At 62.5% G+C, this 24,657-nt stretch carries 20 protein-coding genes; 11 read left to right on the top strand and 9 right to left on the bottom strand.

Annotation, left to right across the window (positions count from 1 at the left end; genetic code table 11):
• Window positions 1-72: 72 nt before the first annotated feature.
• The gene (locus K8U03_09485; GenBank protein ID MCE9605117.1) at window positions 73-4,119 is read right to left on the bottom strand and encodes a HEAT repeat domain-containing protein; all 4,047 of its coding nucleotides are present in this window, start codon (window positions 4,117-4,119) and stop codon (window positions 73-75) included.
• A gap of 488 nt (window positions 4,120-4,607) precedes the next feature.
• Between K8U03_09485 and K8U03_09480 the strand changes: the two genes are divergently transcribed.
• From K8U03_09480 to K8U03_09465, 4 genes are all read left to right on the top strand, one after another.
• A complete protein-coding gene (locus tag K8U03_09480) occupies window positions 4,608-6,593 on the top strand; it encodes a peptide ABC transporter substrate-binding protein (protein MCE9605116.1) in 1,986 nt (661 codons plus the stop codon).
• Window positions 6,594-6,635: 42 nt separating this feature from the next.
• Window positions 6,636-7,616, top strand: a complete 981-nt coding sequence (locus K8U03_09475; GenBank protein ID MCE9605115.1) for an ABC transporter permease — start codon at window positions 6,636-6,638, stop codon at window positions 7,614-7,616.
• A gap of 42 nt (window positions 7,617-7,658) precedes the next feature.
• Complete coding sequence (locus K8U03_09470; GenBank protein MCE9605114.1) at window positions 7,659-8,777, top strand: ABC transporter permease; 1,119 nt, start codon at window positions 7,659-7,661, stop codon at window positions 8,775-8,777.
• A gap of 78 nt (window positions 8,778-8,855) precedes the next feature.
• Window positions 8,856-9,482 (top strand): hypothetical protein, encoded by a 627-nt coding sequence (locus K8U03_09465; protein MCE9605113.1) that lies wholly within the window; start codon window positions 8,856-8,858, stop codon window positions 9,480-9,482.
• Here the strand turns inward: K8U03_09465 and K8U03_09460 are convergent.
• From K8U03_09460 to K8U03_09435, 6 genes are all read right to left on the bottom strand, one after another.
• The gene (locus K8U03_09460; GenBank protein ID MCE9605112.1) at window positions 9,479-10,651 is read right to left on the bottom strand and encodes a 50S ribosome-binding GTPase; all 1,173 of its coding nucleotides are present in this window, start codon (window positions 10,649-10,651) and stop codon (window positions 9,479-9,481) included. The genes K8U03_09465 and K8U03_09460 overlap by 4 nt on opposite strands.
• A gap of 11 nt (window positions 10,652-10,662) precedes the next feature.
• Window positions 10,663-11,481, bottom strand: coding sequence for a type III pantothenate kinase (locus K8U03_09455; GenBank protein ID MCE9605111.1), 819 nt, complete (start codon window positions 11,479-11,481; stop codon window positions 10,663-10,665).
• Window positions 11,478-12,485 carry a GTPase ObgE gene (gene obgE, locus K8U03_09450; GenBank protein MCE9605110.1) on the bottom strand — a complete coding sequence of 336 codons (1,008 nt, stop codon included), beginning with the start codon at window positions 12,483-12,485 and terminating at the stop codon, window positions 11,478-11,480. Before obgE ends, K8U03_09455 begins: the two co-directional genes overlap by 4 nt.
• 183 nt (window positions 12,486-12,668) lie before the next feature.
• Entirely contained in the window at window positions 12,669-12,941 is a 273-nt protein-coding gene (locus K8U03_09445; protein MCE9605109.1) for a 50S ribosomal protein L27, read from the bottom strand.
• Between the two features lie 212 nt (window positions 12,942-13,153).
• Window positions 13,154-14,662 carry a hypothetical protein gene (locus K8U03_09440; GenBank protein MCE9605108.1) on the bottom strand — a complete coding sequence of 503 codons (1,509 nt, stop codon included), beginning with the start codon at window positions 14,660-14,662 and terminating at the stop codon, window positions 13,154-13,156.
• A 167-nt stretch (window positions 14,663-14,829) separates the two neighbouring features.
• A complete protein-coding gene (locus tag K8U03_09435; protein ID MCE9605107.1) occupies window positions 14,830-15,705 on the bottom strand; it encodes a DUF3891 family protein in 876 nt (291 codons plus the stop codon).
• Between the two features lie 242 nt (window positions 15,706-15,947).
• On the opposite strand from K8U03_09435, the gene K8U03_09430 reads away from it, so the two are divergent.
• Window positions 15,948-16,604 carry a hypothetical protein gene (locus tag K8U03_09430; protein MCE9605106.1) on the top strand — a complete coding sequence of 219 codons (657 nt, stop codon included), beginning with the start codon at window positions 15,948-15,950 and terminating at the stop codon, window positions 16,602-16,604.
• A gap of 647 nt (window positions 16,605-17,251) precedes the next feature.
• Here the strand turns inward: K8U03_09430 and K8U03_09425 are convergent.
• Together K8U03_09425 and K8U03_09420 are read right to left on the bottom strand one after the other, a co-directional pair.
• Window positions 17,252-17,647 (bottom strand): response regulator, encoded by a 396-nt coding sequence (locus K8U03_09425; protein ID MCE9605105.1) that lies wholly within the window; start codon window positions 17,645-17,647, stop codon window positions 17,252-17,254.
• A gap of 124 nt (window positions 17,648-17,771) precedes the next feature.
• On the bottom strand, window positions 17,772-17,984 hold the full coding sequence (locus K8U03_09420) for a hypothetical protein (protein MCE9605104.1): 213 nt from the start codon (window positions 17,982-17,984) through the stop codon (window positions 17,772-17,774).
• A 483-nt stretch (window positions 17,985-18,467) separates the two neighbouring features.
• Here K8U03_09420 and K8U03_09415 point away from each other — a divergent pair, with 483 nt between their 5' ends.
• From K8U03_09415 to K8U03_09390, 6 genes are all read left to right on the top strand, one after another.
• On the top strand, window positions 18,468-19,682 hold the full coding sequence (locus K8U03_09415) for a PQQ-binding-like beta-propeller repeat protein (protein MCE9605103.1): 1,215 nt from the start codon (window positions 18,468-18,470) through the stop codon (window positions 19,680-19,682).
• Between the two features lie 241 nt (window positions 19,683-19,923).
• The gene (locus tag K8U03_09410; GenBank protein MCE9605102.1) at window positions 19,924-21,651 is read left to right on the top strand and encodes a terpene cyclase/mutase family protein; all 1,728 of its coding nucleotides are present in this window, start codon (window positions 19,924-19,926) and stop codon (window positions 21,649-21,651) included.
• 152 nt (window positions 21,652-21,803) lie between these two features.
• A complete protein-coding gene (locus K8U03_09405) occupies window positions 21,804-22,406 on the top strand; it encodes a riboflavin synthase (protein MCE9605101.1) in 603 nt (200 codons plus the stop codon).
• A 104-nt stretch (window positions 22,407-22,510) separates the two neighbouring features.
• Window positions 22,511-22,891 carry an exodeoxyribonuclease VII small subunit gene (gene xseB / locus K8U03_09400; GenBank protein MCE9605100.1) on the top strand — a complete coding sequence of 127 codons (381 nt, stop codon included), beginning with the start codon at window positions 22,511-22,513 and terminating at the stop codon, window positions 22,889-22,891.
• Window positions 22,892-23,003: 112 nt separating this feature from the next.
• Window positions 23,004-24,017: a polyprenyl synthetase family protein gene (locus tag K8U03_09395; protein ID MCE9605099.1), complete on the top strand. Its 1,014-nt coding sequence runs from the start codon at window positions 23,004-23,006 to the stop codon at window positions 24,015-24,017.
• Between the two features lies 1 nt (window position 24,018).
• Window positions 24,019-24,657, top strand: a 639-nt coding sequence (locus K8U03_09390) for a 1-deoxy-D-xylulose-5-phosphate synthase (GenBank protein ID MCE9605098.1), incomplete at its 3' end; no start/stop codon positions are given.

Here is a 24,657-nt window from a genome sequence, read left to right as displayed (position 1 = left end):
TCCCGGTTGGCGCATGCCCGTCGACGAGCTGTTTCCAGTCGTCTAGCGATTAAGATACGTCGCGGCGTCGATCTACTTCCGCGTCGTCGTCGGTCTTCGCGATTGGTTCTTGTTGTCGGCCGTCGTTTGGCGCGCGGCCGGGGCGGCGATGTTCGACGGGGTCGGGCCGTTCGAGTTGAAGTATGCGAACAAGTCGGCCACGTCTTGCAATTGCAGCGAGTTCAACAACCCTTCCGGCATCGACGACTTCTTGCCCGGCGAGGTCGACTCGACATCCTTATTCGCGATGACCGTCTTCTCGCCGTTGGCTTGCAGCACGACGACCGAATCGCTTCCGGACGGCGCGACGATGCCCGACAGCGTCTTGCCGTCGACCGTCGTCACGATCTTGCTCGAGTATTGATCGGAGATGACCTGCGACGGATAGAGAATCGATTCGAGAATCTCCTTCCGCGTGAAGCGCTGCGCGACGGCCGAAAGATCCGGGCCGACCGCTTCGCCCCGATTGCCGAACCGATGGCACTTCACGCAGCTCGTCTTCTCGAAGATCGCCGCTCCGTGCGTAGCATCTCCCTTCGTGCTCGACTCGGCGAGGAAGGCGGTGAGCTCTTCGAGCGAGTAGCGAGACGCGGTTTCGGTCTTCGGCGGAGTCGCCGGCGGGAGGTCGGGATAGGTTTTCGTGAACCATTGTTGGTAGCTCGCCAACGCCGTATTCCATTTGGTGCCCGGCGCAGCGGCGAAGTTTTGTCCGGTCCATTTCTGCAACAAGGCCAGGGCCGTCGAAGCCCCTTCGTCGCCGAGTCGCAAGCCGCAGAGAATCGCTTGCCGCACCGCTTCGGGCGATTCCGGCTTGCGGTCGACCTTGGCGAGTTGCAACATCACTTCCTGCGCGGCCACGCCGTCGACGATCGCCAACGAACGGAGCAACAGCGGGTAGTTCTCTCCATCGGCCTGTTGAGCCAAGCCCATCGCGAGGTCGACGCGGCGCTCCGGTTGCTTCTCGAACGCTTCGCGCAAGTAGACCATGCCCCGTTCGTCTTTCGCTTCTCCAAGCACGGCGATCACGCCGGTCTGAAGCTTGCGGGCTTCTTCGGTCGGGTTCTGCGGCAAGCGTTTGTCGAGCTCGACGAGCATCGGAATCAAGTCCCCTTCGACTTTTTCCAGCGATGCCAACAGCGCGAAAGCGTTGCTCGGGTGGCGCACGCCGTACGACAACAAGACGAGCTTCTCGCGCGGAGTGAGGTCTTTGCAGAAGTCGCGGCAGACGTTGTCGAAGTAGCCCTTCAGACTGTAGCCCCCTTCGAACTTCCGCGCCTTCTCGTAGAACTCGAAGACGACGAGCTTCTGCTCGATGGTCCAGCCGCTCGTGATGAAGCGCGACATCAGCGCCACGGGAATCTTTTCCAACTGCGGAGCGTCGCTCTTCAGAAACGCGACCATGCGCGGAATGATCGTCGGCTCGTTCATGTAGCCGAGAATCTTCAGCAACTCGCGATTCATGCGCAGCTCGCCCGCCGGATATTCTTCGGCGAGTTGCTTGCGCAAGGCAGGCACGTCTTCGCCCGTGATCTTGCCGCGCTCGAGCGCGATCTCGATCGTGCGGAGTAAGTCGAGGAATTCGTTGTCGGTCAGTTCGCCGGCCAGCGTTTGGCTGCCGCGCCGCAATACGGCCAGCGCCGTCTCGCGATCGGGGCTCATGCGCATCAGCGCTACGGAGCCGCAGAAGAACACGTTGACGTTCTTCGTCTCCAAAACCAGCTTCTTCCAATTCTCGACGGGAAGCTGCTCCAGCGCCAGCCGTGCCGAGAAAGCGACGGCCCGATCCGTATCGGCAAGCAGCGGCAACAACGGTTCCGGGGGCGGCAAGAACGCGCCGCGCACCAACGATTCGCAAGCTTGCCGACGGACCGCGGGATCGGGATCGCGCAAGCAGAGCACAAGCGCGCCACCACCGGTCGGCTCGGCGTGAATGCCGAGCAAGTACGCCGCCTTCTTGCGCACTTGCGGCTGCGGATCCCGCGTGAGCTTCGTCAGGAATTCGAGCTCGGGAAACGGCCCGTAGAGTTGCAGCAAGTCCAACGCCCGGACCCGATCTTCGTGCCGGTTCGTGGCATTCGAGGCGACGGAAAGCAATTGCGGAGCCCAAGCTTCCTTGTTTTGTTCTTGCAACAGAGCGACGTTCTGGCGGGCCCAAGCCGCTTGCAATTGCGGTTGGCGCACGGCTTGCGCAACGCCGGTCAGTTTCGGTTGCGTCGGTTGCACGCCGGTATACACCACGCGATTGACGCCCCCTTCGGTTCCGCGTCCACCGGTGGTGAAATACAACCAACCGTCGGGCCCGACGGCCACATCGGTCACCGCCAACGGACGACCGCGAACGAACACTTCGCCCTCGCTCGTGTACCCGCTGCCGGAAGCTTTCGGCTTGAACGCAATGATCTCACCTTGCGACCAATCGCAAGCGAAGAGGGCGTTGTTGTACGACTGCGGATAGCGATTGTGGTTGTAGAACTCGAGGCCCGTCGGCGAGCCCCGGCCGGCGGTCGCCGCCGGAGGAACCGTGTCGAGGTGGTAGTCGGGCCAGGTCGACCAACCGCTGCGCCAGCCATGTTCGCTGCCGGCGTAAACGTGATCGAGCCGCGTCGGGCGGTACCACGGCAAACCTTCGTCCCATTCCATATCGCTATCGAAGGTGAAGAGTTCCCCTTCACGATTGAATGCCAAATCGTAGGCATTGCGGAAGCCGCCGGAATAGAGCTGGATGTTCTTCCCTTCGGAGTCGAGTCGCAAGACGGTTCCGCCCGGCGAACGAATGCCGACGGCGTGGCCCCCCGGATCTTCGTACTTCGGCGTGAGCAAATCCCCTTCGTAGTAGTCGTGGTACGGGCTCCCCTTCGGCGCGATTCCCTTGGCTTGCGAATGGTTGCCGATCATCGCGTAGATCAAACCGTCGGGCCCAAGCGACAGGCCGTGCGGGCCGTGCTCGCCGGGCTTGCCGTCGAACTCGACGAGCTTCTGAACTTTCTCACCCTTGCCGTCTTGGTTTTCATCGGCGATGCGGTAGAGCGCGCAACCATCGGGGCCCATGCCGAGCGCATACACTTGGCCGTTGAGCGCGAGCAAACCTTGGCAGCTTTGCACCGCCGCGCAGTATTCCGTGACCTTATCGGGGACGCCGTCTTTGTTCGAATCGACGATCAACAGGATCGGCCCTTGCTCGCGGGCGGCGTAGATCTCGCCCCATTCGTTGAACGTGAACGTCAGCAGCGAACCGGTATCGAGCGGCGACACGACGCGTTCGATGCGGAAATCTTTCGCGACCGTGAAGCGGCGGGTCGAAGAGCCGTCGTCGGCCGTGATGTTGTCGAGCCACGGCTTGGCGACGCCGAGCTCGCCGAGGCTGCGCGCCTTGAGCCACTTCGAGTCGTCCCCCTTGTTCTTTTCCCAACCGAGCGATTCGACCGTCGTCGTGAGCCACGATTCGTCGGTGCTGTAGCCGACTTCCGCGCCTCCCTTGCGTTTCACGATCACGCGCGCCGTGAGACCACCGGTGGCGCCGTCGAGGTTTTCCGCTTTCACGGCGATCAGGTTCCGACCTTCGAGCAGAAACGGCATCAGGTCGAACGATTGCATCTTGTGCCAGTCTTTGCCCGTGCCGACGAGCCGGCCGTTGACGTAGACGTCGTAGCGGTCGTCGCACGTGATCTGCACGAACGCCAATTCAGGCGCCGAGCTGTTGAACCATTTGCGAAACAGCACGGCCCCTTTCGGCACGACGCCGGGGGCTTGCGTGGGAGACCAAATCCATTGCGCTTCGCCGGTCGAAGGAGGAACCGGTTCGGCTTCCTTCGGGGCATCGGCGACGATCTCTTCTTCGGCCGCGACGAGTTGGATCTCGGCGGTAGGTGTATTGCGGGCCGTGCGCTCGGCGGCGGCGGTCGCTTCGTCGCGAAATTGCAAACCGCGCGGCGCACCATGGGCCGCACCTGCCGACTTGATCGGCGCGGCCGGCTGGGCGGCCGTGGCCGTAGGCGAACCGAGCGAGACCAGTTCGGCGGCCACGACGTAAGTCGCGACACCGAAGACGAAACGTCGAAGCAAGTGCGAAAGCGACGGCATAGAATTACCTGAACGAACAGGAGTGGGAATACGAACGGAGGGACCGCTAGGGTGCGGGAAGATACCACCGAACCCAAAAATAGAGCAACAGAGGCTTGGCGCGAGTTTCCGCATTCATCCGCCGCCGCTCGAGGCGCTCGGGCCATAGGGTGCGCAAAGGAGCATTGTCGGCCTAAGGAAACGAGCCGTCTCCTTGACCCCCTTTCCTGGCACGTCGATTCATCTTAGTCGCCCTGATCTGCTTGGCGGCACTGCCGGCATGGGTCGGTTGTTTCAAACGCTCCGAAGAGTTGACGGAAAAGCCGGCCGAAGAGAAAAAACCAACGGCGGCTGCGACCCCCGTTGCGAAAGCTGCACCGAGCGCAACGGCCGTACCGAGCCCAACGGCTCCCGCCGCCGAACCGAGCGCAGGTGCCGCTCCGAAGCCGAGCGCCTCGGCAGTTGCCACGCCTAGCGCAACAGCCACGCCAAGCGCCACCGCCGTCGCGATGCTCACACCGACTCCGACGTCTAACACTCCGGCAGCTACGACTCCGACAGGTATCAGCCTGACACTGCCGACTCCGAAAGCAACGGCCGCAGCTTCTCCGAGTCCGACCGCAATCCCGACGGCAACGGCCATCGCCTCCGTTCCCACTACCACGAAGCCGCCGGCCGCTGCGGCTGGTCCCGGCTTGCAACCGTTCACCGCTCCGCCGCTCGCCGAGATCGACGCGAAAGCGCAGTGGATCGACATGCCGGTCGACGATTCGCTCAAGCTGATGGAAGCGGAATGGAAGAAGATCAAGCCGCTCGGCACGGTCGCCGAAGCGCTCGCCTTGAAAAACGATTCCGACGAAGCGAACGCGAAAATCCTCGACGCGCTCGGCCGCCTCCCGGAAAACGATGCGCAAGTCAACTACGGTGCGACCATCACGCGCTTCCTCAAGGCCGACGTGAAGAGCACCAACCCGATCATGTTCAACTCCGTCGAAGAAGGAGACGTCGGCGGCTTGATGAGCTATGGGCTCTTCAGCTTCGATTGGAATATGCGGCCGTTCGCGACGAAGGAGTCGGTCAAGAGTTGGCAAGTGAGCAAAGACCGGATGTACGACAAGGTCGTGCTGCGCGACGACGCCGTTTGGTCGGACGGCAAACCGATCACGGCCCGCGACGTGGTCTTCTCGTTCAAGACGATCCTCGACACGCGGATTCCGATTCCGGCCGTGCGTTCGCAAACCGACGAGCTCCGTTGGGTCGAAGCGTACGACGACTACACGCTCATCTACTTCCACAAAGAAGCGTCGCCGACGAACGTTTGGAAGGTCAACTTCCCGATCATCCCGAAACACATCTACGAAGTCGGCCTCGAAAAAGACACCACGCTGCAAGATAGCGAATACCACGTGAAGCTCGAGAACGACCCGGTCGTCGGCGGCCCGTATAAGCTCGTCAAGCGAGAACGGGGCCAGCAACTCGTGCTCGAACGGCGCGAAGACTATTACATGTTCAAGGGGAAACAAGTTCGCGACAAGCCGTACTTCAAAACCGTACGCTTCAGCATCACGCAAGACTTAAACGTCGCCCTGCTCGCGCTGAAGAAGGGAGACTTAGACGAGATGATTCTCTCGCCCGAGCAATGGGTTCAGCACACGGGCAACTCCGAGTTCTACGATCGCAACACGAAGGCTCGCGGCGTCGAATGGGTGTACTTCTATTTCGGCTGGAACATGAAGGAGCCGAGCGCTCCGTTCTTCGCCGATCTTAAGGTGCGCCAAGCGATGGGCTACGCCTTCGACCACGAAGAGATGCTCAAGACGCTCTGCTTCGGCCTGTTCGAGCCCTGCACGGGCATCTTTCATCCCGAGGCTTGGATGGCTCCGAAGAAGATGCCTCCTTCGTACACCTACAACATCGACAAAGCCGAAGAGCTGCTCGATGAAGCCGGCTGGACCGATAGCGACGGCGACGGCATTCGCGACAAGGAAATCAACGGCAAGCGCGTGCCGTTCGACTTCACGATCATTTGCAGCACCGTGCCGACGAGAATCGCGATCTGCAATCTCTTGCGGCAGAACTTGAAGGAGATCGGCGTCAACTGCACGGTCCGGCCGCTCGAAGCCACGATCTTGAGCGACGCGCTGATCAAGCACAACTACCAAGCCAACTTCGGCGGCTGGGGAACCGGCGCCGACCCGAGCACGCTCAAAAACATCTACAAGACCGGCGAAGGACGCAACTTCAATCAATACTCGAACCCCGAAGTCGACAAGCTCCTCAAGCAAGCCGAACTCGAGTTCGATCGCAACAAGCAAGCCGAGCTCTATGCCAAGATCCACGAGCTGATCTACGCCGACCAACCGGCGACGTTCCTCTACTTCCAACATTCCTTCTACGGATTCAACAAGCAACTGCGCGGCTATCGGTTCAGCCCGCGCGGGCCGTATCACTACGGACCTGGTTTCGGCAGCATTTGGAAAGCGGGCATGCAGTAAGACCCTCCGCCGCCGCGGTACGGTTTCGATTGCGGAGAATCCATGCTCAACTATCTCGCTCGTCGGCTGCTGATCGGCCTCGTCACGTTGCTGTGCATTACTTTTCTCGTCTACGGTCTCATCCGGCAAATGCCGGGCGACCCGACGACCGTAGCGATCAACGAATCCGATCCGAGTAAGAAGCTCGACAAAGCGGCTCTCGAACGGAAGCGGAAAGAATTCTTTCTCGACGAGCCGTTTCCGGTCGGCTATGCGCATTGGCTCGGCAACGTCTGCCGCGGCGATCTCGGACGTTCGGAATATCAAAAACAGCCCGTCATCCGAGCGATCGGCCAGCGCGTCGGCCCGACGTTGTATCTTTCGCTCACCTCGCTGCTCTTGGCCTATGCCGCGGGGATGCCGATCGGGCTCTACGCTTCGGCCCGCAGCGGCCGGCTCGACGAACGCTTGGTGAGCGTCGTGCTCTATATGCTCTTCTCCTTCCCGAGCTTCGTTGCGGCGTTGCTGTTGCAATACTTTTTCGCGTTCCGTTTGGAATGGCTGCCCCTCAACCAGATGCACACTAACGGCTACGAGACTTGGTCGACCGGCGAGCAGGTGCTCGACTTCGCCAAGCATTCGATCCTGCCCGTCATCTGCTACACCTACGGCAGCCTCGCGTATTACAGCCGATTCATTCGCGCGAATATGGCCGAAGCCTTGCAGCAAGACTACATCCGCACGGCCCGCGCAAAGGGAGCCGGATACATGCGCGTGCTGGTCAAGCACGCGTTTCGCAACACGCTCATTCCGATGGCGACGTTGCTCGGCCTGACCCTGCCGGGGCTCCTCAGCGGCACGATCGTCTTGGAATTGATCTTCAGCTGGCCCGGTATGGGCCTGCTGTTTCTCGAAGCCCTCTATGCCCGCGACTACTCCTTAATCATGGGGCTGACGCTCCTGTTCTCGGTCCTCACGCTTTTAGGGACGCTCCTTTCCGACATCCTCTACGCTTGGGTCGATCCGCGCGTCAGTTACTCGTAGCTCTCTCAACACACGTTCCCTCGTTCGCAGCCTCTGAGCTTCATGAGCACCATTCCTCTCGAACCGCCGTCGAATCCCAGCGCTCCTGCGACGACCGCTGCGCAGCCGATCTCGAGCCGAGGGTTTTGGTCGGAGACGTGGGTTCGCTTCCGCCGGCGCAAGCTCGCGCTCGCGGCGCTCCTCTACGTCGGGTTCTTGACCTGCATCGCGATTACCGCACCCATGATCGTCGGGCGGAAGCCGATCGTTTGCAGCTACCACGGCAGCGTCTACTTTCCTTGTCTCGGATATTTCCGCGACGGGTGGGAGAACGTCGTCTTCAAGGAGAAAGGTTTTCGCCGTACCCGGTTTGCCGAGAGCTTAGCGAAAGACAAAGAGAGTTGGGCCATCTGGCCGCCGTTCTATCAAGACCCCTTCGTGCGCGTGCGGGCCAATGAATTTCCCGGGGTGCCCGAGAACCCGCGCAACGGCGGCCCGCCGAATCGCTTTAGTCCGTTCGGCACCGACATCGAAGGGATCGACGTCTTCGCGCAAATGTTGCACGCGAGCCGAACGGCGCTCTTAGTCGGCTTCTTTTCGATGGGGATCGCGGCTTCGATCGGCATCGTGCTCGGGGCGATCGCCGGTTATCTCGGCGGTTGGGTCGACACGCTGATTTGTCGATTCATCGAAGTCGTCATGTGCGTTCCAACGCTGGTCTTGATCCTCGCGATGATCGCGATCGTCGAGCGGCCGACGATTTGGCACATCATGGGGATCATCGGCGTCACGGCCTGGCCGAGCATCGCGCGGCTCACGCGCGCCGAGTTCCTCAAGCTGCGCAACGCCGACTTCGTGCTCGCCGCCGAAGCGCTCGGGGCCGGCCGGCTGCGGATCATGTTTCGACACATCCTCCCCAACGCGCTGGCGCCGGTCTTGGTTCCCATCACGTTCGGCATCGCCTCGGCGATTCTCACCGAAAGCGCGCTCAGCTTCATCGGCTTCGGGCCGCAAGGGGATCCCAGTTGGGGGAAAGTTCTCGACGGCGCTCGTGCCCACCTACAAATGTGGTGGTTGATCGTATTTCCGGGCGGGGCGGTGTTTCTGGCCGTGTTGGCTTATAATCTGATCGGCGAAGGGCTGCAGGAAGCGACCGATCCGCGACTCCGCGGCACCGGTTAACGAGCTTGGCGAATGACTTCGGCAAATGATCTTCTATAATCGTTCCTACGCTCCGCCTTCGCACTTTCGCTGATCCCGATGTCGCCGAAACATTTGCTGACGTTCCGAACCGCCGTCCCGGCCGATGCCGATGCGCTCGTCCGTATCGACGCGGAAAGCTGGCCGGAAAAATTAGTCGTTTCGGCCGCCCAGTGGCACGCGCGGCTCGCGGCGTTTCCGGAAGGACAACTAGTCGCGGTCTTCGACGGCGAAGTGGCCGCCGTCGCCTCGGCGCAGCGGATCACCGAAGAGTTCCTCCGCGCCGGTCCCGTCACCTACGATCGAATCACGGCCGCGGGCACGTACCGCGACTCGCACGATCCTCAAGGGGAGATCTACCAACTCGTCGCCGTCGGGGCAGGGGCCATCGTGCGCGGCTTCGGCGTCGGCCGGCGGTTGATCGATCGCGAGATCGAGTTCGCGCGCTCGCTCCCCGGCGTGCGGCGCATCGTCGGCATCACGCGCCCGGCCCGCTATTATCGCCATCCGGAAATGCCGATCGAGCAGTATGTCGAACTGCGCAACAAGACCGGCCGACGGTTCGATCCGGTGCTCGAGTTCCATCTCGGCAGCGGCGCGAAACTCGTCTCGACCCACGGCGACTTCCGGCCCGATGATCGAGAGTCGCTCGGCTACGGCGTGCTGATCGAGTATCCCGTCGCTTAAGGCGGCGCGCCGCCGAAGACTTGCTCAAGCAAGCTGCGTGCCTCGTCGCCGCGGTCTTCCGTCAACGCTTCCGTTGCCGTGGCGAGCAACATCGTTTGCCGCTCCGTGAAGGGCACCGCCATGCCCGGCGCCAGCGCTTCGGGCACCAGGCGCGCGGTTAGCAGCGCAATCAATTCGTCGAGCCCTTGTTTCGTCACGGCGCTGAGCGAAAGCCCGGCCGGCCGGTTCTCGGTTTCGGCCGTCGCGCGATCGAGCTTGTTATGCACCACGACGGCGCTCGGATGCTCGCGGCAGAGCGCGTCGTCGTCCGCCGACCACGGGACCGACGCATCGAACACCGCTACGATGAGGTCGGCCTCGGACAACCGGCGGCGCGCGGCGCTCATGCCGGCCTGCTCCAACGGATCGAACGAAGTGTGCAGCCCCGCCGTGTCGGAAAGTTCGACCGGCCAGCCGGCGAATACCGCTCCGGCGGTCACGACATCGCGCGTCGTGCCGGGCCGATCGTAGACGATGGAGCGATCGTAGCCGACCAGCGCATTGATCAGGCTGCTCTTCCCGACGTTCGGCCGCCCGGTGAGCACGACCCGAAACGGAGCGACGAGATGCCGACCGAGGGGAGCACGCGCCAAGAGCGCCGCGAGCAAACTTCGCGCCGCGCCGGCTTCATTGCTTAATAACGTCGCGATGATTCCCTCGACCGCCCGACGCAACGCCCCGGCCTGTTGATCGAGCAAGATGCCGGCCGTGCGCGACGTTTTCGCTTCGGCCAGCGCTATGTTCGCTTCGACTCGGACGAGATCGGTCGTGGAAGAAGCGGACCATTCCGCCCACGGAACGATCGCGCAGCCGGCCGCTTCGAGCGCGGCGAGAATCGCCGTCGACGCGGCCGTGCCGCCGTGGCAGTGGATCTCGAGGTCGTCCACCGCGCGACGACAAACGACGAGCTCTTCCGCCGGCGGAGCGTCGGCCGAATCCGCAGCTACCGCGCCATGCCAACGACCGAACACGATCCGCTCGATCGCAAACGCTTCGAGCGAGCCCCCGGCCGCAGGCCGAAACATCCGGTCGACGATCGTCGTCGCGTTCGGTCCCCACACGCGGACGACCGCGACCGCGCCTCGGCCGTAGGGAGTGAGCAAGGTCGCACGAAGCGCACTGGGCGACATAGGCGCTCCGCTTATTTCGCCGCGGCGATCGCGATCGCCGACAGCACCAAGTCGGGCACGAGCCGCGCCTCGCCGGGCAGCAACTTCGCGACCGACTGCGCCGCCCCGCCCGTGAGAAAGACTTGCGGCTCGCCGGCGGAGTCGCGTGCGAAGAGTTCGATCAATTGCTTTACGCCGCCGACCGCGCCCCAATACAAGCCCGACGTCATGGCCGGAACCGTGGCGTTGCCGACCGCGGCCGGAGGTTCGGCAAGGCTCTGCATGTCGATCAGCGGCAGCAGGTCGGTAAACTGATGCAGCGCTCGGGCCGACATACCGATGCCCGGCAGAATCGCACCACCGCGAAAAGCGCCCTCGGCCGAAATCAGATCGACCGTGATCGCCGTGCCGAGATCGACGACGACGGCCGGACGCTGCGGATCGCGCAAGCGGTTCGCAGCGACGGCGCCAAGCAAGCGATCGATGCCGACCATGTCGGGCCGAGGTATTTCGACCTTGAGCGGCAGATCGCCGGAAGTCACCAAGGTGATGCGTCGCACGTCGGCGGCGCGCAAGCGTTCGACGAGTTGCGCGGCGACTTGCCGCTGCACGCTCGCGATCCACCAAGCGAAGTCGTCGGCGCGGGTATCGGCGAGCCAAGCGTCGAGGGCATCCCACGAGCCTTGGCGCGGATCGAGATCGAGCGTCTTGACCGGATGCGGCAGCGAACGCGAAATGCACTGGTTCGAGCTGGAATCGGTTCGAGCTTCGGCCGAGTCGAACAAACCGAACTTCACGCGGCTGTTGCCGACATCGACGGCGATCAGCGGAAACGGCTCGTGCGGCGTCATGGCGCGGCGACGGTCTCGCGCCCCGCATCGAGCTTGGCGACGACCGCGAAGAGCAACTTGTCGAGGCCTAATCCGGTGACGGACGAGATGGCGAACACATCGTGTCCGACCGCCTCGGCCAATTGCTTATGCACCAACTCCGATTCCGGCAGCTCGCACTTCGTCATCACGACGATCTCGGGCCGCGTGCCGAGTTCGGCGGCGTAGAGCCCGAGCTCTTTGCGAATGGCGTGGTAGTTGGAAACGGGATCCGAGGCGTCGGTCGGAAAAGGCTCGACCAAATGAATCAGCAAACCGGCCCGTTCGACGTGCCGCAGGAATTCATGCCCCAGGCCGACGCCGGCGTGCGCCCCTTCGATGAGGCCCGGAATATCGGCCATGACGAACTCGCGCTCGCGGGCGACGTTGACCATGCCGAGGTTCGGAAACTTCGTCGTGAACGGATAGTCGGCGATCTCGGGCCGAGCGCGCGAGACGCGACTGAGCAACGTGCTCTTGCCGGCGTTCGGCAAACCGATCAGGCCGACATCGGCGATGACCTTCAATTCCAAAACCAATTCCCGAATGACCGCTTCTTCGCCGAGCTGATGTTGGCGCGGAGCGCGATTCGTCGACGACTTGAAGCGGGCGTTGCCTTTGCCCCCTTTACCTCCTTGCGCCGCGACGAGCGAGTCGCCGGCGTTCGTAAGATCTTTCAAGACGAAACCGTCGGAGTGGTAGACGATGGTGCCGGGCGGAACCGGAATCGTCAGGTCTTGGCCGTTGCGACCATGACAGTCGGAGGTGCCTCCCTTTTCGCCGTTCGTGGCGCTCCAACGGCGCTTCTGCGCCATCATCGCGAGGCTGTCGACGCTGGTCTGCGCAACGATGAGGACGCTGCCGCCGTCGCCGCCGTCGCCGCCATCGGGCCCGCCGCGCGGAATGAACTTCTCACGGCGGAAGCTGACGGCACCGTCGCCCCCTTTGCCGGACTGCACTTGGATGTTGACTCGATCGACGAACATAAAACGATTTTAGCCGCAGACCGGCGAGGAGCGATAGCGGGCGCTCCCGGCAACGGCGCGGCTAATTGTACGAATTAGAAACTGTACGAATAAAAAAACAGCGACGGCCAAGCCGACTCTCGGCCTGGCCGTCGTGTTTGTGTGTTTGAGCTTCCCGAGCCTACCGAGGTAGGGCGCGAAAGCCTAGTTGGCGGCAGCCGCGGCGAGCGAAGCTGGATCGACGACGTTGATCCGGCGACCACCCCGATCGAAATGCACGACGCCTTCGATGAGGGCATAGAGCGTGAAATCGGAACCTTGCCCGACTCCCTTGCCGCCGTGCCACTTGTTGCCGACTTGGCGAACCAAGATGTGCCCGGGCGTGACCACTTGGCCGCCGAACTTCTTGACGCCGCGGTACTGTGGGTTGGAATCCCGGCCGTTGCTGCTGGAGCCCTGACCCTTTTTATGTGCCATGTCTGCGTTCTCCGAAATCAAGCGTCGGCCGCTAGCTAGCGACGACGATTAGTCCACGAATCGTGTTGTTTTGCGTTCCATCGACCGTGCCGGGAGGCGGATCGACCCTTTTCATCGACCTGGAAGCGAGGCCGACTCCGGCAAATCTCCGGTCGGGCTCGATTCGAGCCTTGCTCATCGAGCTACCGGGGCGCCTGGAGGAATCTCATTTTCTACTTGTAGAACCAGGCGTAGTCAACGTCTCCGGGGATTCCGAACCGAATTTCTTCTTCGTGTTCGTACTTTGTGTCTCCCGGACGCCAGAAATTGAGCTTTAACACCTGGTATTGATAGCTGCGCCCCTTGCCGATGGGGTCGCCGGCTTTGAAACCGTCGGCTGCGTCGACCCACTTATAAGCGTTCGTCAATCCGTGGACGAAGATCGTGAAGCGGTCGGTATTGAGATCGATCCCTTCCCAGGTCGCCACGCCCCAGATGCTGCGGTCGATCTCGGGGGTGCTCGGCGGAATGTCTCCCGTCAGCTCCGCGGTCGTGAGCAACTTGCGGTTCTTGTCTTCGCGCTTTTGGATCGCGGCGACCGCTTCCGGGATCACTTTGTCGACGTACAGCTTCTTCACGTCATGGCTTTCCAACTCGAAGCGCGGCACGAAGAGAAACGGCTTATCGACTAAATCTCCACGCAACTTGTTCGGCTGAGTTTCATCATGCACGTAGCGCTTCACCGGACCGTTCTTCACTCGGAAGACCATGTACCAGACGAGCCGTTCTTTGCCGTCGGCGCCGGGAAGGCGAATGTAGCGGATCGGCTTGAACGCAAACTCCAAGCCCCATACATCGTGTTCGAAGCGCACGCCGCGGGCCGGTTTTCGGTTCGGCGAATTCGGCCGCTCGCCGTAGTTCGGCGCGCTCGCTAAGAGCTCGATCAAATCGTGTTCGCTGCGCGTGTCGTCGACGCCGACCGGGCTCGGGATCATCGTCAGCACGCCGGGAGCCAAGACGCGAAACCCACCTTGCGGCACCGTGTCTTGCGTCGGCACGGCCTGCGGACCGACCAGCGGTGCGCCGGGAATCGGAGTCGCGGGAACGCTCGTGCCGAAAGGATTCGCAGCCGGCGGCGTAGCCGGAGTTGTGGTCGGAGCCGGAGTGGTGCCCGGCGTGGCCGGCATCGCCGGAGCCGCGGGCGTGGTCGGCGCAAAAGGATTGGCGCCCGCGGCCGGAGGTGGCTTACCAGGAACCGCCGGTGCGGCAGCCGGAGTCGACGGCGCAAACGGGTTCGCACTCGGCGCGGCAGATGGAACAGCAGGGGCGGCAGCCGGAGTCGACGGCGCGAACGGATTCGCACTCGGCGCGGCACCCGCAGCCGGAGGCGTAGCGCCCGGCACGGCACGTGGAACGGCTGGCGCTGCCGCCGGGGTCGATGGTGCAAACGGGTTCGCCGGCGCGGGCGGTGTTGCAGTCGGTGGCGTTATCACCGGGGGCGCGACGACCGGTGGTGTTGCAGCCGGCGGCGTAGCAGACGGTGTTGTCGTGTCGGCAGGGGGCGTTGTCGGTGGCGCTGTCGTGGTCGGCGGCGTGGTCGGCGGCGTGGTCGCCGGAGCCGCGCCTGCGGGCGGAGTCGGAGCAAACGGATTCTGTGCGCTCGACGACGACGGCAGTCCGCCGAAGCCGACCACGATCAGACCGACGCGCGAAACCCAACGCCAAACGGAACGAGCCTGCATAGTGCGTCTCAAATTACGAAGAGGCGGCAAACGAAAGGCCGGCGACACGCTCGAACGAACGCGCGCAGTAGCCGCCAAGGATGTGTCGTACTTTCAGTCTAATTATGGCTCAAAGTCCGGGTCAACACATTTCCCGGCAACCCACGGCCCGACAACCGCTAAAACCGCTACTTTCGTCGCAACGACCACGCTAGCGGCACCGGCTCTCGCTGGGCCCGGGCCAAGGTGTCCGGCGAGTCGTAATCGGCCTGCGGAACCGCCTCGGCGAGGGTCGCCAGGTCCAATCGCTCTCCGACCAACGGCCACGGCTCGACTAGAATCTCCGCCACGATCTCAGCCCCCCGAGGCGTATCATCGGCACCCGCGGCCTTGCTCCTGAAGCCGACCGGCGTAAACCGGAAGGCGCCGAGCCCCGTGCCCAAGCTCTCGGGCACGCTCACGGTCTCCGGCTCCCGACGCTCCGAACAGCAGAGCCAAAGGCTCACGCGATCGAAAAACTGGAGCGCATGCCAAGCCCGATCGGCATTCTTCCGGGCCTCGATTTCCACCAAATGGATCTCGACTGGTTCCTGTTGCGCGGCCCGGGCTCGAGCGACCAACTCCGCCAGTCGCTCGCGCGCGAGTTCGTCTTGCTCGTCGATAAACTCTTCGGCCAAGTGGAGCCAGGTCGCCGTGTGGTGCGCCTTCTCATGCGACCAACGGCACAAGGCCGCGAAGTGCGAGCCGACGGCATACGCCGCCAACGGCCCGAGGTTCTGCGCCACGGCGATCGAGCGCCGCCAGATGGCGAGGCTTTCGTCGAGCGGCATCTCCATGAAGTCGCGCGGCTTGCCGTCGACGACGGTCGGCCGCATCTCCCACGGCAGCCAACCGTCGTCGTGTCGCAACACGGCGGCCAGCAATTCTTCGTGCGGCAGCGCGAGGGGAAACTCCGCCACGTTCCACGCTCGAGCCACCTCGGCCGCAATCCGCGCATGCTCCAACTGCGAGATCATGGCCCAACCAGGCCGACCATCGGCTAACGTTACGTCACGTCGGATCATTGCGCACCCCGCCTTACCATCGCATGCAATGCGAACGCTACTAAGATACCATCCGATAGCCGCTTCACATCACTCCAAGACGACAGCGATGAAAACTCTTACCACGACATCGCGTTCGGTGAAATGCTCGTTGAATAAGAAGGGAGAGATGCTACGTTTTTCCCTGATGCACATCTGATGACCAGCTTTAAAATGGGGGCGATCGCAGCATGCTCGAATGGCAAGCGTTTTACGATGATGCGATGGCGTTTGCTCGCGAGCATGGGCTTAAAGCGCTGAGTGCCTTCGTCGTGTTTATCGCGACGAGTGGTTGGGGGTTGTTTTGGGCGTGGCGGAGTTGGCGGAGCCGTAGCGATCTCGATGTGTTTCATCTTTCGCAAAACGGGTTTCGCAATCGTCCGACGGGGCCCGACGGAAGCCCGGAGCCGTGGCTGATTCTCGATGTGATTTTCGAAGATCTCTTGACCGAGATCGTTTCGCATCCGATGCCGCGCCGACTGATTCGCGCCGCCGCGAAGCAGACGACCGAGAGCCGGCCGTTTCTAAAGTTCGACGAAGCCGATCGCTGGTACGTGCTCAACATCATTCGCCTGGCGATCGCCGAAACGTGCGCCGTGTCGACCCTCGCCAAGATGTCGACGCAATCGCGCGTCGATGAGATCGAATGCTTGTTCGCTCTTACCTACGAACGCTATCCGGGCATGCGGCAAGGGAAGATCCGCGCGATGCTCGTGCCGAAGGCGCTGCTCGACGACGACAAAGCGCTCTATCGAGACAACATCCGCTTCGAGAGCGACACGCATGTGCATCGCGTTACCACGTTGCGCAAGATGCAAGACGACTACCGCAGCGGCAAGCCCGAGTATTGCATGGATGTGCGCTTGAACGTGCTGGTCTGAATCAGCACCGTCTGAATCGGCACGCCGGTGAAAACAAAAACACCCCGCTTCGCGCTGTTGCGCGGAGCGGGGTGTTTTGTTTAGTGAGTGGTTAAATCAGTCGTGAGAAGGATGGAAAATCCGAGGAGCGGTCGACGAGGCCGCCCCTCAAAACAATGAACCCGGTGGGTCCTGCATATCAGCGCCTCCCCCTTGAAAAAAATCATGGGAACAGCAACACGAACACAGTCCTACGCGAACTACATCACTTCGTCTCTGAATCGCGGTCCGTTCATGAAACGTGCGGCGATATTCCTCAGCGTCCGGTTCCGCGGGGAAAAACGGCAGGCGATCCAGAAGGGGCCGCACCGCATGTTTCATCCGACCGCAAGACGCTCCGTGGCACTTTGTCGCGCCACACACTTATCGATAACAAGTGCGCATGGATTGCGTCAACATTTTTCTTGTTACGCGCGCAAGAATTACGCAAAGAATTCGCCGACAGATGCCGGCATGCGCGTTGCGCACGAACCATTCGTTAAAGATGATACGTGCGACTGCGAGGAGAGGGCCGGGGATATGCATCCCCGGCTATTGAACGGACATCGCGCGATAGAACGCGACGGAGTCTTACTTCGCAGTCTTACTTCGCAGTCTTATGTGAAGGCTTACGTCGCGGCGTAGATCGCCGGTTCGTGCGATTCGATTTGCGCCAGAGCCGTTTCGACGCGTCGGGCGAGCCCTTCCCCTTTCGTCGCATACACGGCGCACAGACCGTGGCAATCGTGCTTGTAGCGGTCTTCGTGTTGGGCCGTGAGCAAGACGGCCGGCAAGTACGAGAAGCGCCGTTCCGACGAAAGCAACTCGCAGACGCAGAGGCCGTTGTCGCACTTCATTTCGATCCCGAGCACGAACGCGTCGGGCGTTTGCAAATGCACCAGCTTCAACACCGTATGGGCGTCGTAGGCGGTCGTCACTGCGTAGCCGCGACCACGGAAATGGTGGGCGAGCAGCTCGACGAGTGCGACATCGGAATCGGCGATGATGAGGTTCTGCTGATCCATGGCTGGGGCTCTCGAAGGGTTTGATCGACCTGGGGGAAGAAGCCTGCCCTAAAATCTATTCGTGCTGCGAGGGCGTTTTTATCGCAAGCGGAGTGTTTTCGTAAAGAGAAGTTGCCGTGAGAAGTTATCGCAAAGAGAGATAGTGCGGAGCGGCCGGGCGGCCTTGTTGCGCTTCGGCGGAAACTTCCACGGCCCGGCCCGAGGTCTCGCCGTCGGGCTGCCGGAGCTTAAGGGCTGCTAGCACGTTGGAGAGACGGTTGCAGCGATGCAGCGCGAAGGCCGACGAGGCGGGACGAGGGGCGTTTATTTCTACGGACTTCTCGAGGGTCGTGTTCATGGCAAAGCTTCCCTTTTTGAGCGTCGGAGGCGGGTACGGCGACGCGGAACGATTCGCACTTCGGCGGGGTTGCGAACGGAGGTGAGGCGGGTCGAAGTGAGTCCACCTAATTTCGTCCGAAACGCGCCACAGGCTTGAAGTTAAAAAGGAACGATCGAAAGCGTTATGCGGATTACTCTCCCGGTGCGCTGCCCGACCGAAGTCCGTAAGTCGAAGCACCGCACGGCGAATTGACTTGAGCCGGCGTTGCCGGTACGGTTCGACCTTTCGGGTCTCGTTTTCCGCAGCGTCGCTCGGGTCTCAGATCTTTATCGCTCTACTGCGGAGCTTGTTACATCGCGCTTGCCTACCATTTCTATTATCGGCCGCCGGACCATGCACTTTACGAATCGGAATCGACGAAATCGAAAACTCGTCGGCTTCCCGTGCCTGCCTTACTACGTGTTGCTTTTATGCCTGCTAGGGCTGCCGCCGACGGGGGACGTGAGTCTCTTCCGCGGCGCAGCGGCTGCCGCGGCCGAGCTGGCTTGGCCGCAGTTTCGCGGGCCCGAAGGCCAAGGCCATGCCGCGGCGACCGATCTGCCGACGACCTGGAGCGAGACCGAACACGTTCGCTGGAAGCAACCGCTGCCGGGCGAAGGTTGGTCGTCGCCCGTGATCGGCACGGGCCACCTCTGGATGACCGCCGCTTCGACCGATGGCTTGTCGCTGCGCGCGCTGGCCGTCGATCCGACGACCGGCAAGCTGGTACACGATGTCGAAGTGTTTCGCCCCGCGAGCCCGATCGGCAAGAACTCGAAGAACGGCTTCGCTTCGCCGACGCCGGTCTTAGACGAAACGCATCTATATGTACATTTCGGCACGCTAGGGACCGCGTGTTTGAATCAGGCCGACGGGGCGATCGTCTGGAAGAACGAAGAGCTCCGTTTGGAACACAAGGAAGGGCCCGGCAGCTCGCCGATCTTGTGGCGCGATCTCGTGATCCTCACTTGCGACGGCACCGACGTGCAGTTCGTCGCCGCGCTGGATAAAGCGACCGGCAAGGTGCGCTGGAAGACGCCGCGCTCCGGCAAGCCGGCCGATAATCCCGACCAACGCAAAGCCTACTCCACGCCGCTGGTCGCGCTCGTCGACGGCGGCGAGCAACTCATCAGCCCGGGCGCCGATCGCGTGATCGCCTACGATCCCGAGAGCGGTGCGGAGTTGTGGAAAGTCGAATACAAAGGTTGGTCGAACGTTCCGCGACCGGTCCTCGCGCATGGGCTGCTCTACATCACGACGGCGTTCGCCAAGCCGGAGCTGTGGGCGATCCGCATCGGCGGCGCCGGCGACGTGACCGAGACGCACGTGCAATGGAAGGTGAAGAAGCAAGCGCCGGCGAGCCCGTCGACGCTCGTCGTCGGCCGTGAACTCTACATGGTGAACGACAAGGGAATCGTCACGTGCCTCGATGCCGTGAGCGGCGAGGAGCTGTGGACCGAACGACTCGGCGGCAACTTCTCGGCCTCGCTCCTCTACGCCGACGGCAAGCTCTGGCTCTTCCGTGAAGACGGCAAGTCGTACGTCGTCGCGCCGGGCCGAACCTACAAACTGCTCGCCGAAAACAAACTCGACGGCCGCATTCTCGCCACCCCGGCCATGATCGGCCGCACGATCTTCCTGCGCACCGACTCGGCGATGTACCGGATTGAGAAGTAGGCCGGCCGACGTTTCCGCTGCCGGCGCCGTTGCGATCGTTAAAACCGGCACCGTCGCTACTGCGTGTGATTTAGCGACGTGAAAGTCGTAGCTCGGAGCTGCCGGTTGCTGCTCCGCAGGGCCCGATCGTGCCGATCTTATGGATCGTATCGTCGATCGCTCTAATCGCGAGGTAGGGTTGGGGAGCCATTTACAAACGCCGCAAGCTTTCCCCTTTCGGCAAATACTACCCAGCCCACGCATGTCGTCCGACGCGCTGCCGCCGATCGGTTCTTCGTATCCCGCTCCGTCGGGCACGGGAGAGAGTGCGCCATCGACCGGGGTTCCGTTGCCGCCGACTGCACCGATCGCGCCTCCGCCCGTGCTGCGAGACGTAACACCTCGGCATCCCACTCCTCCGCCGATTCCACGTGCCTCTCTGCCGCGCGCGTTGCCCGTAGCGGAAGCGATCGAAGAAGAGCCGCGGTGGGTGATCCCGCGGAAAGAGGTTCGCGCGCCGGCGAAGGCGAACTCCGCGCCGAGCACCGATGCGTTTCGCGGTAGCCGGAAGCTGATCGTATCGTCGCTGGTGAGCGGCGTCGTGCATTTCGCGCTCGTCCTATTGTTGGCGCTCCTCGGCTTCGACACGACGCGCAAGCCGCCGCGCGTCGAGCTTGAAGGAACCGTCGCGAGCGTCGTCGCGCCGAGCTTGGCGACGCTGCCGAAGGTGGCGACGAAGATCCAGCGCAACGATGCCCCGGCAACCAAAACGGAATCGCCCCGCTCGCTCGTCGACGCGCTGATCGCGACTCCCGCGCCGGGCCGAAAAGGGAGCGAGTTCGGCAACGATCCGAAGCTCCCGCCGGCGGGCTTGTCGGGCAACTCCGGCCTCGGCGACTTACTGACTCCCCTCGGCGGATCGAGCACCACGCTCAGCATGCTCGACGGCCGCGACGGCGAACTCAAAGGCATACTCCTCCAAGACGGCGGCTCGGAAGAGACCGAAAAAGCGGTGGCCCGCGGGCTTCGTTGGCTCGCGGCTCATCAACGCGAAGACGGCAGTTGGCACTTCAACCATCGGCAAGAAGGGATCTGCAAATACTGCGGCAATCCCGGCAACCACGGCTCGTCGACCGCCGCGACAGGCTTCGCGCTGCTGCCGTTTCTCGGGGCGAACCACACGCATCGCCGCGGCGAGTACCAGGAGACCGTTCGCAAGGGGCTGGAGTATCTCAAAGCGAAGACCATCGCCACGCCCCTCGGCGGCGACTTGCAAGAAGGAATCAATCTCTACTCGCAAGCGATCGCCACGCTCGCGCTGTGCGAAGCCTATGCGCTGACGCGCGATGAAGACTTGCACTACACCTGTCGCGAAGCGGTTCGCTTCATCGTCAACTCGCAAGATAAAAAGGGAGGGGGCTGGCGCTACTTCCCCGGCCAAGTCGGCGACACGACCGTAACCGGCTGGATGCTCATGGCGCTCAAGAGCGGGGAGCTGACCTACATGCCGGTGCCGCCGGAAGTTTGGACTGCGGCGAAGAAGTTTCTCGACGGCGTGCAAGACGACGGCGGCGCGGCCTACGGCTACCAAAGCCCCGCCAAAAACGATCCGACCATGACCTCGATCGGGCTCCTCAGCCGGATGTACGGCGGCTGGCCGCGCAGCCAGCCCGCCTTGCAGCGCGGCATCCGGAGCTTGAGCAAGCGCGGGCCGTCGGACCACGACCAGTATTACAACTACTACGCCACGCAAGTCTTCCGCCATTTCGGCGGCCAAGAGTGGATCGCTTGGAACGAGGAAATGAAGGCGTTTCTCCTAGAATCGCAATCGCGCGAAGGACACACCTCGGGCAGTTGGTACTTCCCCGACAAACACGGCGACCAAGGAGGCCGACTCTACAACACGGCCATGTCGATCCTGATCCTAGAAGTCTACTACCGCTACCTCCCGATCTACGGCCACAGAGCGACGAGCGAAGACTTCCGGTAGAGCGCCGAAGCGCTGCCCATCGCGGCGCTTATTTGGTATTCTGGCGGCGGCGAATGATAAATGCTAAATGATAAGTGATAAATGGGGGAGGCGAACTCCGGCATTTATCATTTAGCACTTATCATTTATCACTCTTCCTCCGCTCCTCTCCCATGTTCACCGGCCTCGTCGAACTCAAAGCCTCGGTTGCCGAAGTGCGCGAAGAGCCGCCGGGGCGGCGGTTGCGCATTGCGGCGCCGGCGATCGCTGCCGAAGCCGTGCTCGGCGAGAGCATCTGCGTGAGCGGTTGTTGCCTCACCGTGGTCGCGATGGCCGATGGCTTGCTCGACTTCGAGGCCGGCCCGGAGACTTTGAGTCGCACGACGCTCGGGTCGCTCGTGCCCGGCAGCTTCGTGAACCTAGAGCGGTCGCTCCGGCTCAGCGACCGGCTCGGCGGCCACCTCGTCACCGGCCACATCGACTGCTCGGGCACACTTGACGCCCGGCAGGATCTGGGAGAATGGAGCGAGATGTGGTTCCGGCTGCCGCGCGAGTATGCCCGACAGACGGCGTCGAAAGGCTCGATCGCGATCGAGGGGGTGAGCCTCACGGTCGTGATGGTCGAAGACGAACGCTTCAGCGTACAACTGATCCCGCACACGCTCGAGGTTACGACTCTAGGAACGCTCCGCGTCGGCGATCGCGTGAACTTGGAGACGGATCTGTTGGCGAAATACGTGGCGCGGCAGCTCGCAGGAGTGATAAGTGCTAAATGATAAGTGATAAATGTCGGACGGCTGCCGCCGAGACATGGCACTTCTCGTTCCTCATTTATCACTTATCATTTAGCACTTATCATTCAAACCCTTGATCGATCCTCATGCCTGAATCCAGCCCGCAAACTCCCCCCGCTCCGCCCACTTTCGAGCAAGCGCTCGTCCGCTTGGAAGCGATCGTACAGCAGCTTGAAGACGGCCGGACCGATCTCGCAGCTTCGCTGGCCGGGTACGAAGAAGGGGTCCGGCTGTTGCGGCAGTGTCACGGTTTGCTGGAAAAAGCGGAGCGCCGCATCGAAATCCTGGCCGGCGTCGACGCCGAGGGGAAGCCGGTTACGGAGCCGTTCGACGACGAATCGACGCTGAGTTTGGAAGAAAAAGCACAAACGCGCTCGAAGCGACGTAGTACGAAGAAGCCCGCCGCCGACGCAGCGCCGGCGAGCGAAACGGGCAATGCCGTGGACGGACCGGCGACCCTCTTTTAGAATAAGAGAGGCTTCTCGGTCGGAAGCCTCGACCACGATTATCGTTGCAGCGATCGGTTAAGCGCGACACGGGATCGCGGTTGGACTGTTGGTGACTCTCGCAGAACTCCGGATGCCTTCTCCTTTGTCCGCAACCGAATCCACGCTTTCCTCGACCTCCGCAGCGGCGACCTCGGCCTCGGTGTCGCCGTTCGTCGAGTTTGCGACCGAATGGCGGCCGAAGATCGACGCGGCCTTGGCCGAAGCGGTCGGGGATGATGGTTCTCTGGGCGGTGGTTTACTCGGTATCGGTTGCCCCACCAATTTGGCCGAATCGATTCGTTACAGTCTCCTAGCGCCCGGCAAACGATTGCGGCCGTTGCTCGTGCTCGCGGCGGCGAGGGCTTGCGGGGGCGACGTCGAGGCGGCGCTTCCGGCAGCTTGTGCCGTCGAGATGATCCACAGCTATTCGCTCGTCCACGACGACCTTCCGGCCATGGACGACGACGACCTGCGCCGCGGCCGGCCGACGAATCATAAAGTCTTCGGCGAAGGAATCGCGATTCTCGCCGGCGATGCTCTGCTGACGCTCGCCTTCGAGATTCTCGCAAACAAAATCCAGCCCCCCCGCGCGGCCGCGCAATGCTGCGGCGAACTCGCTCGGGCCGCCGGCGCGTGCGAGCTCGTCGGCGGGCAGGCCGACGACTTGGCGCAAGAAGGGAAAGTGCCCGGCGCCGCGCCGATCCAAAAGCAAACTACCGACGACAGCCTCGCGGCGCTCGAAGCCATTCATCGCCGCAAGACCGGCGCGATGCTCCGCGTGTCGCTCCGACTCGGCGCGATCGTCGCCGGGGCCGACGCCGCGCAACTCGCGGCGCTCGCCGAATACGGCGCGCGCCTCGGACTCACGTTTCAGATTATGGACGACTTGCTCGACGTACTGGGCTCCGAAGCAGCGGTCGGCAAGCGCGTCGGCAAAGATGCCGCGCGCGGAAAGCTGACCTATCCCGGTTTGTTGGGTGTGGAAGAAAGCCGACGTCGGGCCGAGCGCCTGACGACGGAAGCGATTGCCTGCTTGGCGCCGTTCGGTGCCGATGTCGAGGTCTTGGAAGACTTGGCACGTTATGTCGTGGAAAGGAACCACTAAGATGTCCGCTCCCCTATTGCCGACGATCAACTCCCCCGACGATCTGCGCCCCCTCTCGCTGACGCAGCTCGAGCAGCTGGCCGAAGAGATGCGCGACGCGCTCTGCAGCGTCGTCTCCGATCGGACGGCGCACTTCGCGTCGAACTTGGGAGTCGTCGAGTTGTGCCTCGCGCTTCACACGACATTCGACTTCCGCACCGATCGGCTGATCTGGGACACCGGCCATCAGATCTATCCGCACAAGCTCGTCACCGGTCGCTTCCGCGACTTCGCCTCGATTCGGACCAAAGGGGGCCTGATGGGCTACCCGAACCCGACCGAGAGCGAATACGACCTCTTCATGACCGGGCACGCGGGCTGCAGCGTCTCGACGGCGCTCGGCCTCAAGAGCGGCGACGACCTGATTCCCGGCCAGGAGACGCGATCCAGCGTGGCGGTGATCGGCGACGGCGCGTTTCCCTCGGGCATCGTCTTCGAGGCGCTGAACAACGCGGCGTATCTGAAGAAGAAGATGGTCATCGTGCTGAACGACAACAAGATGTCGATCTGCCCGCGCGTCGGCGGCGTGGCCGACTACTTCGACCGGCTTCGGATGAACCAACTTTACATCGGGCTGAAGCGCGAAGTGCAGAAGGGGCTC

This window comes from Planctomycetia bacterium (assembly GCA_021413845.1).
Lineage (GTDB): Bacteria > Planctomycetota > Planctomycetia > Pirellulales > PNKZ01 > PNKZ01.
Note: the sequence above shows the minus strand (reverse complement) of the source record. Positions and strands in the feature narration are given on the sequence as shown.